Source organism: Planococcus sp. A6 (assembly GCF_028823615.1).
In the GTDB taxonomy this organism is placed as follows: Bacteria; Bacillota; Bacilli; order Bacillales_A; family Planococcaceae; genus Planococcus.
On sequence record NZ_JAPEHT010000159.1, the window covers coordinates 1 to 6,434 of the forward strand.

General features: G+C 39.7%; 7 protein-coding genes and 1 pseudogene. 3 read left to right on the plus strand and 5 right to left on the minus strand.

Annotation, left to right across the window (positions count from 1 at the left end):
* Nucleotides 1-30 precede the first annotated feature (30 nt).
* On the plus strand, nt 31-909 hold the full coding sequence (locus ON064_RS16420) for a glycerophosphodiester phosphodiesterase (RefSeq protein ID WP_274625609.1): 879 nt from the start codon (nt 31-33) through the stop codon (nt 907-909).
* Nucleotides 910-1,752: 843 nt separating this feature from the next.
* On the opposite strand, the gene ON064_RS16425 is transcribed toward ON064_RS16420, so the two are convergent.
* The 5 genes and pseudogenes from ON064_RS16425 to ON064_RS16445 form a co-directional block, all read right to left on the minus strand.
* A complete protein-coding gene (locus tag ON064_RS16425; protein ID WP_274625610.1) occupies nt 1,753-2,067 on the minus strand; it encodes a hypothetical protein in 315 nt (104 codons plus the stop codon).
* Between the two features lie 191 nt (nt 2,068-2,258).
* Nucleotides 2,259-2,528 (minus strand): hypothetical protein, encoded by a 270-nt coding sequence (locus ON064_RS16430; protein ID WP_274625611.1) that lies wholly within the window; start codon nt 2,526-2,528, stop codon nt 2,259-2,261.
* Between the two features lie 404 nt (nt 2,529-2,932).
* Nucleotides 2,933-3,173 (minus strand): annotated as a pseudogene (locus ON064_RS16435) (IS3-like element ISBsp3 family transposase); the annotation flags it as partial.
* Between the two features lie 29 nt (nt 3,174-3,202).
* Nucleotides 3,203-3,331: a hypothetical protein gene (locus ON064_RS16440; protein WP_274625612.1), complete on the minus strand. Its 129-nt coding sequence runs from the start codon at nt 3,329-3,331 to the stop codon at nt 3,203-3,205.
* Between the two features lie 260 nt (nt 3,332-3,591).
* Nucleotides 3,592-3,975: a DUF6680 family protein gene (locus ON064_RS16445; RefSeq protein ID WP_342455358.1), complete on the minus strand. Its 384-nt coding sequence runs from the start codon at nt 3,973-3,975 to the stop codon at nt 3,592-3,594.
* 1,034 nt (nt 3,976-5,009) lie between these two features.
* Here ON064_RS16445 and ON064_RS16450 point away from each other — a divergent pair.
* Nucleotides 5,010-5,588 (plus strand): competence protein ComK, encoded by a 579-nt coding sequence (locus ON064_RS16450; RefSeq protein ID WP_274625614.1) that lies wholly within the window; start codon nt 5,010-5,012, stop codon nt 5,586-5,588.
* 198 nt (nt 5,589-5,786) lie between these two features.
* Nucleotides 5,787-6,404, plus strand: a complete 618-nt coding sequence (locus ON064_RS16455; protein WP_274625615.1) for an HAD family hydrolase — start codon at nt 5,787-5,789, stop codon at nt 6,402-6,404.
* The last annotated feature ends 30 nt before the right edge of the window (nt 6,405-6,434 follow it).

Below are 6,434 nucleotides of genomic sequence, written 5' to 3' on the forward strand. Positions count from 1 at the left end.
TTTTTCATTTCTGTAAGGTGAATGAAGGTGATGATATTGAAAAAATTGTTGATTGTTCTAGTGGTATTGGTAATCTGTGCGGGTTTTTATATCTTATGGGATGCTGGCAAAGACGATCAACATTCTGCTTTATTGGATGAAGATGCCTTTCTTTTGATTGCTCATCGGGGAGCGAGCGCAATTGCCCCTGAGCATACTTTGGCATCCTATCAGCTGGCGATGGATATGGGTGCAGATTTTATTGAAATTGATTTACAGATGACAAAAGACGGTGTTCTGGTTGCCTTTCATGACGATACTGTGGACCGCACGACTGATGGCAGCGGAAAAGTAACGGAAATGGACTTGGCAGACCTTAAAGCACTGGATGCGGGTTCCTGGTTTAATGCCGAAAAACCGGGCAGAGCGAAAGATGAGTACGTAGGCATTCAAGTTCCCACGCTTGAGGAAATCTTTACAGCTTTCGGTGACAGTGCCAATTATTACATTGAAACCAAGCAACCGGCTGAAAGTGAAGAAATGGAAGAGAAGCTGCTGGAATTGCTCGATCAGTTTGGGTTGTTGGACGAGTCTCTACCGAAAGGCAAAGTGATTATCCAGTCGTTTAGTTCAGAGAGTTTAAAGACGATTCATGAATTGGACGACGATATACCACTCATTCAATTGATAGACGACTCGAAGCAAGTAATCCCTTCACCTGAAACTTTTGAGTTGTATAGTGAATATGCCGTCGGTATTGGCGTTAGTCACAGGAAAGCGGATGAGGCATATATTAATGCTGCAAGAGAAGCCGGCTTATTGGTCCATCCTTTTGTTGTCGACAAACTGGCAGAAGGAAAGAAGCTGAAATCCCGGGGAGCAACTGGGATCTTCACGAATGATATTGAAGCTGTTAGCAGTTTAAAATGATGAAACTTTTAATCGCGTCCTTGTCTCAGTCAAAAATCAAAGTCAAGCTCCCAAAAGAAAAGAGCCGTCAGTTCAGATTTCAACTGGCGACTCTTTTCTTTGCATTCGTTGGCATCATAATCGGTAACCGGGAGAGTGAAAGTTTGTTTTTGTTCGTTTGAAGCAAGATTTAAGAACTTAATAGTTTTTCAGAGATCTCATGTGAGATTAATAGATATTCTAAGAACAGGCCATCTAGCTCTTTGTCATTAAAATGAAGATGATCCAAGTCTTCGAAAAAGAGATTTAGGCTATCCGGAGTCAAAGCATCTTTTGGAGAGCTATTCAGGTACAGCCCATCTCTAAATTCTTTGAAGGTTTTATTCTTATATACGGATGAATTATTATCTAAACTGCTGAAAAGATTATTTGCGGTTTCTGGGTAAAAATATTCCAGTGACACTAAACTTAAAAACTGCGTTCTCAAATTTAGTGTCACTGCCGGGGATAAAATGGTTTTTCCGCAATTTTGGTGAAGGCTTTTTAGGCTATAGCTTATGGACGTATGCTTCGACATGCTATGAAGTGGACAGTTACCGGGCGTGGTCAGCTACTCTGCCTATGTCCGATTTAAATAATTAGTATTAACAATTCACTTGTGATTCATCAATATTCTAATCATCAGAATATTTTTTTAAAGTATTTTTCAATGAAAGATTCTCTAAAATTGATCTCATTTCGGGTTCAGTTGGTTTCGGGTTTGTATTTGAATGATTGTTTTGTGAATTCGGTTTAGTAACCGTATTATTTGAGCTGTTGTTATCAGGGGGAGTACTAGCACTCATTAAAATTCACTCCTTTTTGTTAAATCTTTAATCCGATAAAATAAGGCAGATAAGCCATAACAGCAGCTAACAATACTGCGGACAAAGACCATCCACACAGTCTCAAATATTTTAGTTTGCGTTCGTTTTCTTTCATATTTGTTGTAGTAGCCTTGATATAGACTTTAATCAAGAAATTTTGTACATCTGCGGTTGCTAAATCATTTGCTTTTTCTTCGCTATGATTTTCATTAAGGTAATAAGTGACTAATTTGTCTTGATAACTTTTTATTTCAACAGGATAAGGAATGTAATCGTATCTATAACCATAATAAGCTTTAAATAGGAAAAACAAAACTTTGGATACGCTATTAGTTATATTATCGAGATTATCAAGATAAAAGAAAAGCGCGCCTACTAAAAGAGTGGTGATCGTAATTGGAACTGTAATTCTGGTATTTATTTTCTCCTTATTTTCTAACTCATTATGATAAGCCTCTTTATAAAAGTCGAAAATAATTACACCTCCAATAATTATGCAATTTATTACTCTTTCTCTATATCTATCTTTGGTGGCATTTCGTCAATTGATCGAATATTAGGTTCTGGCGGCCTCTCGTTAGGTTTATTGACTTGATCTTCTTTCTCTTCATTGGCCTCAATTTTAATTTGGAATGGCATTTCGACAACTACTCGAATATCGGGTTCCGATGGTTTCTCGTTAGATTCAGCAACGGAATTATTTTTGTTTCTATTTACAATGCTTTCGATTTTAGACAGCTTTTCGTTTGATGCATCTTCCGGGACTTCTTTCATAAGAATGCCTCCCTTTCATATTAATTTTCATGTACATTATAATATGAAAATTATCATTTGTAACTAATAAATAGGAGAATGATGGGGGGACTCGAGCTTAACCTAAATTTCGGAAATATTTTCTTTTGATAATTCATATGGGAATTGTGTGTGTTACTATAAAAAGTCGTTGGTTTTTATAACATCAATCATTACGTGCTATTTATAAATGTTGAGAAAACAAAACAGGAACAATGGATATTACGGAAAGCCAGGTCAAACAATATATAGAGCAGACTCACCGATTAATCTTTTGATCCGCGCCTCATTTGATGGACAGTTTATAAAAAAGGTACCCTGCAGCTAGGCTTCGAGCAGAGGACTTCGGTATTGGTGCCGTAGTCCTCTTTTTTTAGATTCCATTGCTAGCGTGTTCCGTTGTAATACGCCATGTTACTCATCCACCAGCTCTTTCAATTCATCCAGACTGATGGCTTATTTAACATCGACATCATCTTTAAAGTGGCAAAAAAACGATTTGATGGGAGCGTTGTCGAGGCAGTTGCCCCGGCGGGACATCGACTGGGTCAATTTCATTTACTTTACGCGCTGTTGGTATTCGGGATGGGTGTAGTGGAAGCCTTGATCGGAATAGATTATCGCTTCCGGATGAACATTACCATCCAGCGCTTCCTTCAGTTTTCGTTGACGGCTTTCACCTTAAATTCAGGTGTGTATTGAATCGTTCGATCCGAAACCGGTTTGACATTCGGATTCGCTCCCAATATGCGCCGTTGACATTTGTAAAAAATGATTTTACTCATGATAACCTCTCCCGTTCCAATGTATATGTTCAGTATACCGGAGTCTGAAAACAGAAAAACCCCCAAATGAGGGGCACTTTTTAAAGTGTCTATCATTTGGGGGGCAGTTCAGAAATATCCAATACCTAAGCCTTATATGAATTATATAAAGAAAGTGGCATGGAAGGAACTTTTACCATTTCTGCTTGAATGATAATCACGCTCCTTACTTCAAATATCAATTATAATAACAGATAAAGTTTTGTTTGAAAAATTCAACTTTAATTTTTTGCACTAAAAGGGCGTAAAAATACATGGTCTTCTAGCTTTTTTATTCTTAAGTTTTTACACATTGCTGAATAGATTTTCAGTAATCGCCTATTCATTTCTTCATTACCAGGATTTTCATGAGTAACTCCATCAAGGAATCTTAATAAAGCTTCCGTTACTTCGCTATCATTTCTAAAAACAACGTACAATTTATTTAAATTACCTACAAATTCTTCTCCTGTAATTTTATTTCTATGTTGCATGAACTCCAAAAAGACTTCATATTTATCTCTATTGGACTGACGTACAGCTGTAGTAATTAGTGTAACAATTATACCTACTAGACCTGAAAAAAGGACTAGAATGATGTATAACCAGGCGGGTATTAGACTCAATTTATTTCATCCCTCTCTTTGTAAATTTAGCCATCAATTATTATTTCACTAAATAGAATTAGTAAAATAACAGTTTCCAATGTCTACTTTAAATTGAAATTAATTCAATTGGCTGCCAATTTATTATATATTGGGTAATTAAGAAAAGCAGTAATATAAATCTGATTTTAATACAATTTTTTTATAAAGAAGTCGCTTGCTTAACAAGAAAATATCGATTGGCCGAACAGCAGCACCGGCAATTTTTCACTTGCGAACAGTCAGGCGCAATTTATGTGAAGTACTGGAACGAGAAATTGGAAAAGTCGAGAGAGACTGGGACAATGGACTCCTCTCGAGTAGGTGGAAGTGTAGAGGAATTTTCGGATTTTGAGGCTGTATGCCGACTACTGGGAGAAGTTCTGCTGAAAAGCAGGCTTTCTTTGATCAAACCGGCGAAGTGTAGGTATCCTGCAGCAAAGGAAATACGCTTATTTTTGCCTGAATTAAGCTGAAAAATGACACAATGAAGCTTAACTCTAGTCATTTTTACAGGTCATAATAGTTTTAATAAGATAATGACCATTTTCGTTTAAAAAAGGAAAAAATATCTATACAAGTAGACCATAAACACTATATAATAATAAAAGTTAGAATAGAGTGACAAATTTTATTCCGCTTTAGCGGCCTGAAGAAATCCGGCTTTATCCGCTGGAGATCAACGGCCGTGAGAGCCCGATTGGGTCGACCAGCCATCAGCTTTGTGCTCGCTGATGGGCGTTTCTCTCAGGCGTGGAAGAATGTGATATGGCGCGATAATGATTGCGGCGTACTGATGAATCGGATAGCTGTTCTCGAAACTGACGACGAATTTTGAAATGGGGGGGTGTGCTGTGTTCACTGCTAGGGGGATAAAGACAGAAAGAAACCTCCGGATGTCATAGTCTTGGCCGACAAACATCCGGAGGCAGTCAGTTGGAGTATACCAACTATTAGTTAGTATACTCCTTTTTCGGTAAAGAAATACATCAAAAACCACCAAAGGGGATAGAAACGTGAGAAAGCGTAAGAATTTCAAGTTGGAAATGAACATAGAGAAGGAAATCGGGCAAGAGACCGTATTGATTTTGCCGGACTACGATGAAAATGGCTGCTTGAACTCGGTGATTTACCATACGGACGGCATGATCAAAGTTGAGTCGAAGCCTTTCGATTTGATCGATACAAATCTGCGTTTCCGGGGTTCGAGCATGCGCGGCGCGGTGGAAGGCTCGTCGGCGATCCTTGGGAAACTCAATAAGAACCCGGTTATCATCGACCGGGATAAGGGAATCATCTTGTTGCCAAGCAAGTCAGCGATTTTGGATGACTGCGTTTGGCTGTCGTTGCAGCATATTATGGAATGCTTTAGCTTGGAAGGCAATCAGACAAAAGTGACTTTGAGCAATGGCAGTTCAATCGTGCTCGCAGGAAGCAAGAAGTCGATCCAGCGCCGCATGGAAAAAGCGTATGAGCTGCAGTTCAAGATGGAAGCGCAAAAGCGCATTTTCGACAACGGAAGGGTCATCTCGGAAAATGCGTATCATTTGGTGAAGCAGGCGGGCCAAGTGAATTATGAGCATCAGGTGGAATAGGTTTTCGGGGGAGAGTGGGCTTTGTGCCTGCTCTCTTTTTTAGTGTCCCTGTGTCAGACACAATTCTTATAGATTTGTATGATCAGAAAGACCGCCAGGTAGGGGTTCATGTTGGGCATGCTTGCTTTTTCGTCCCTGTGCAAGACACAATTCGATGCGGTAGAATGGAGAAAACGCAGTGGAGAGGAAGTCATACAGATGGACAGCATCATTTTTGATTTGGACGGAACGCTTTGGAATCCGCTCGAGGTATCGGTAGCGGTGTGGAATAAGGTATTGGAAGACAACGGTGTAGAAGAGAAGCTCTCGAAAGATGATTTGCGGGGCATCATGGGGTTGCAGGCGGATCAAGTCGGGGAGAAGTTGTTCCCACATCTTTCGAAAGAGCAGTGCGAAAAACTGACGGAAGAGTCCTCGGAACTGGAATGCGTGTATTTAAGAGAACAAGGCGGGCAGTTGTATGACGGCGTCGAGCAAGTGTTGGAGCGGCTGTCACAGAAATACAATTTGTACATCGTCAGCAATTGCCAGGACGGCTATATCGAAAGCTTCTATGACTACCACGGATTGGATCATCACTTCATTGATTTCGAGAACCCTGGGAGAACGGGCTTGTCGAAAGGCGAGAATATCCAATTGATCATGGAGCGGAATGATGTGGAGTGTGCAGTGTATGTCGGCGATACGAAGGGTGACCATGAGGCTGCGAAAAAGGCAGGGATTCCTTTTGTGTATGCGGCGTATGGATTTGGGGAAGTGGATGAGTTTGATTATCTGATCAAACGATTCGATGGATTGTTGGAATTATTCGATTGAAAAAAGCCGGAAAGCTCGTTTTTCGAGGTT

Coding starts and splice junctions, on each gene's coding strand:
- ON064_RS16440 (WP_274625612.1), bottom strand. CDS start 3,331: ATGAGTAAAATCATTTTTTACAAATGTCAACGGCGCATATTGGGAGCG.
- ON064_RS16430 (WP_274625611.1), bottom strand. CDS start 2,528: ATGAAAGAAGTCCCGGAAGATGCATCAAACGAAAAGCTGTCTAAAATC.
- ON064_RS16420 (WP_274625609.1), top strand. CDS start 31: ATGATATTGAAAAAATTGTTGATTGTTCTAGTGGTATTGGTAATCTGT.
- ON064_RS16455 (WP_274625615.1), top strand. CDS start 5,787: ATGGACAGCATCATTTTTGATTTGGACGGAACGCTTTGGAATCCGCTC.